A 2943-nucleotide genomic window follows, 5' to 3' on the forward strand; every position below is an offset into this window, starting at 1 on the left:
CGACCGCGCGCGCGCTCGTCGCGTCCTGGCCGGCGCTGCCGTCGGGCAGGGACTCCACGACCAGCGCCGACGGCACGACCGGCCCGGCGCAGCGCGTGCTGTTCCCGCGCGGCGACCTGGCCGCCCCGACGCTCGCCGACGGCCTGCGGGCGCGCGGCTGGCAGGTCGACGACGTCGTCGCCTACCGCACGGTGCCCGCGGCTCCGCCGTCGGCCGAGGTCCGCGCCGCGTGGGCCGACGGGTCGATCGGCGCGGCGCTGCTGACGTCGGCCAGCACGGTCCGGGAGCTCGTCGCGCAGCTCGGGGCGCCGCCCGCCGGGACCGCGCTCGTCGCGATCGGCCCGACCACCGCGGCCGAGGTCGAGCGTCTCGGCCTGCCGCTCGCGGGCGTCGCGCAGGAGCAGACGATGACGAGCCTCGTCGCCGCCCTCGCGTCGGCGGTCGGCGACGTCGTCACCCGTTCGTCCGCCACCCCCGACGGTGAATCCGCGACGCCCCCTGAGACCGCCGCACCGACACCCCCCACCCCCCGCTCCGAGGAGCACGCGTGACCACCTCCCTCCCCCGTCCCGGCCGGGTCCGCCCGCGCCGCCTCCGCACGACGACCGCGATGCGCCGTCTCACGGCGGAGACCCGTCTGCACCCCGCGGAGCTCGTCCTCCCTCTCTTCGTGCGCGAGGGACTGACCGAGGCGCGGCCGATCGCGTCGATGCCGGGCGTCCTGCAGCACACGCGCGACTCGCTCAAGGGCGCCGTGTCGGACGCTGCCGCGGCCGGGCTCGGCGGGGTCATGCTGTTCGCGATCCCCGAGGTCCGCGACGCGGTCGGCTCGCAGGCCACCGCCCCCGACGGCATCCTCAACCTCGCCATCGCGGACGCGGTCGCCGAGGCCGGTGACGCGCTCGTCGTGCAGGCGGACCTGTGCCTCGACGAGTTCACCGACCACGGGCACTGCGGCGTCCTGACCCCCGCGGGCGCGGTCGACAACGACGCGACGCTGGTCCGCTACGCGGAGATGGCGCTCGCGCAGGCCGCCGCTGGCGCGCACCTCGTGGGGCTCAGCGGGATGATGGACGGCCAGGTCGGCGTGGTGCGCGACGCGCTCGACGACGCCGGCCACGACCAGGTCGCGGTGCTCGCCTACGCGGCGAAGTACGCGTCGGCCTTCTACGGCCCGTTCCGGGACGCCGTCGAGTCGCAGCTCGAGGGCGACCGTCGGACCTACCAGATGGACCCCGCGAACCGCCGGGAGGCGGCGCGCGAGGTCGCGATCGACATCGCCGAGGGTGCCGACGTGGTCATGGTGAAGCCCGCGATGTCCTACCTGGACGTGCTCGCCGACGTGGCGGCCGTGTCCACCGTTCCGGTCAGCGCCTACCAGGTGTCGGGCGAATACGCCATGATCGAGGCCGCCGCCGCGCACGGCTGGATCGAGCGCGAACGGGCGATCCTGGAGTCCGTGCTCAGCATCCGTCGTGCGGGTGCCGATCACGTGCTCACCTACTTCGCGACGGAGCTGGCCGCGTGGCTGGCGGAGGAGAAGTCATGAGCCGGTACGGCAGCAGCGAGGCGGCGGTCGCCGGCCGCACGAGCGCGGAGACGTTCGCGCACGCCCAGGCCGTGATCCCCGGCGGTGTGAACTCCCCCGTGCGCGCGTTCGGCGCCGTCGGCGGCACACCGCCGTTCATCGCGTCGGGCAGCGGCCCGTACGTCACGGACGTCGACGGGCACGAGTACGTCGACCTGGTCGGCTCGTGGGGTCCGGCACTGCTGGGCCACGCGCACCCGGAGGTGGTCGAGGCCGTGCAGGCCGCCGCGGCGCGCGGTCTCGGGTTCGGCGCCCCGACGGTCACCGAGGTCGACCTGGTCGACGAGATCCGCTCGCGCGTCCCTGCGGCGGAGATGGTGCGGCTCGTGTCGACCGGTACCGAGGCGACGATGACGGCGCTGCGTCTCGCGCGCGCCCACACCGGTCGCGACCTCGTCGTGAAGTTCGCCGGCTGCTACCACGGGCACGTCGACGCGCTGCTGGCGTCCGCGGGCTCGGGCGTCGCGACGCTCGCGCTGCCCGACTCGGCCGGTGTGTCGACGGCCGTCGCGGCCGAGACGATCGTGCTCCCCTACAACGACGTCGATGCCGTCGCGGAGGCCTTCGCGACGCACGGCGACCGGATCGCCGCGGTCATCACCGAGGCCGCACCCGCGAACATGGGCGTCGTCCCGCCCGGACCGGGCTTCAACGCCGAGCTGCGCCGCCTCACGGCGGAGCACGGCGCGCTGCTCATCCAGGACGAGGTCCTCACGGGCTTCCGGGTCGGGTTCTCCGGCTGGTGGGGCCTCGAGGGCCTGCGCGAGGGCTGGGCCGCGGACCTGTTCACGTTCGGCAAGGTGATCGGCGGCGGGCTCCCCGTCGCTGCCGTCGGCGGTCGCCGTGACGTCATGGGCCACCTCGCTCCGGTCGGCCCGGTCTACCAGGCGGGCACGCTGTCGGGGAACCCGGTCGCGACCGCGGCGGGCCTGACGACGCTGCGGCTCGCCGACGCGTCGGTGTACGCGCGGATCGACCAGACGGCGGCGACGCTGCGCACCGAGCTGTCGCGCGTCCTGGCCGACGAGTCCGTCCCGCACAGCGTGCAGTGGGCGGGCAGCCTCTTCAGCACGATGTTCGGCCCCGAGGCGGCGACCCACGGCGTGCGCGACTACGCGGCGGTGCAGGCGAGCGAGGCGTGGCGGTACGCGCCGTTCCACCGCGCTCTGCTCGAGGCGGGCGTCTACGCGCCGCCGTCGCCGTTCGAGGCGTGGTTCGTCTCGGCCGCGCACGACGACACCGCGGTGGACCGCGTCCTGTCGGCGCTCCCGGCGGCCGCGCGCGCCGCGGCAGCAGCGACGCCCCCGGCCTGACGCCCGGCGCCGCTGCCCGACGACGGCCGCTCGCCGCGCCGC

The 2943-nt window shown here is 75.8% G+C and carries 3 protein-coding genes; all 3 read left to right on the plus strand.

Features of this window, described 5'->3' with window-relative positions:
- Positions 1 to 551 (plus strand): uroporphyrinogen-III synthase (locus tag CTKZ_RS08605; RefSeq protein WP_148090474.1); only part of this gene is annotated, 551 nt, incomplete at its 5' end.
- A complete protein-coding gene (gene hemB, locus CTKZ_RS08610; RefSeq protein WP_124342564.1) occupies positions 548 to 1549 on the plus strand; it encodes a porphobilinogen synthase in 1002 nt (333 codons plus the stop codon). The genes CTKZ_RS08605 and hemB, both read left to right, overlap by 4 nt.
- Positions 1546 to 2901, plus strand: coding sequence for a glutamate-1-semialdehyde 2,1-aminomutase (gene hemL, locus CTKZ_RS08615; RefSeq protein ID WP_124342565.1), 1356 nt, complete (start codon positions 1546 to 1548; stop codon positions 2899 to 2901). Before hemB ends, hemL begins: the two co-directional genes overlap by 4 nt.
- The last annotated feature ends 42 nt before the right edge of the window (positions 2902 to 2943 follow it).

Origin of the sequence: Cellulomonas algicola, from assembly GCF_003851725.1 — a bacterium.
GTDB lineage: Bacteria > Actinomycetota > Actinomycetes > Actinomycetales > Cellulomonadaceae > Cellulomonas > Cellulomonas algicola.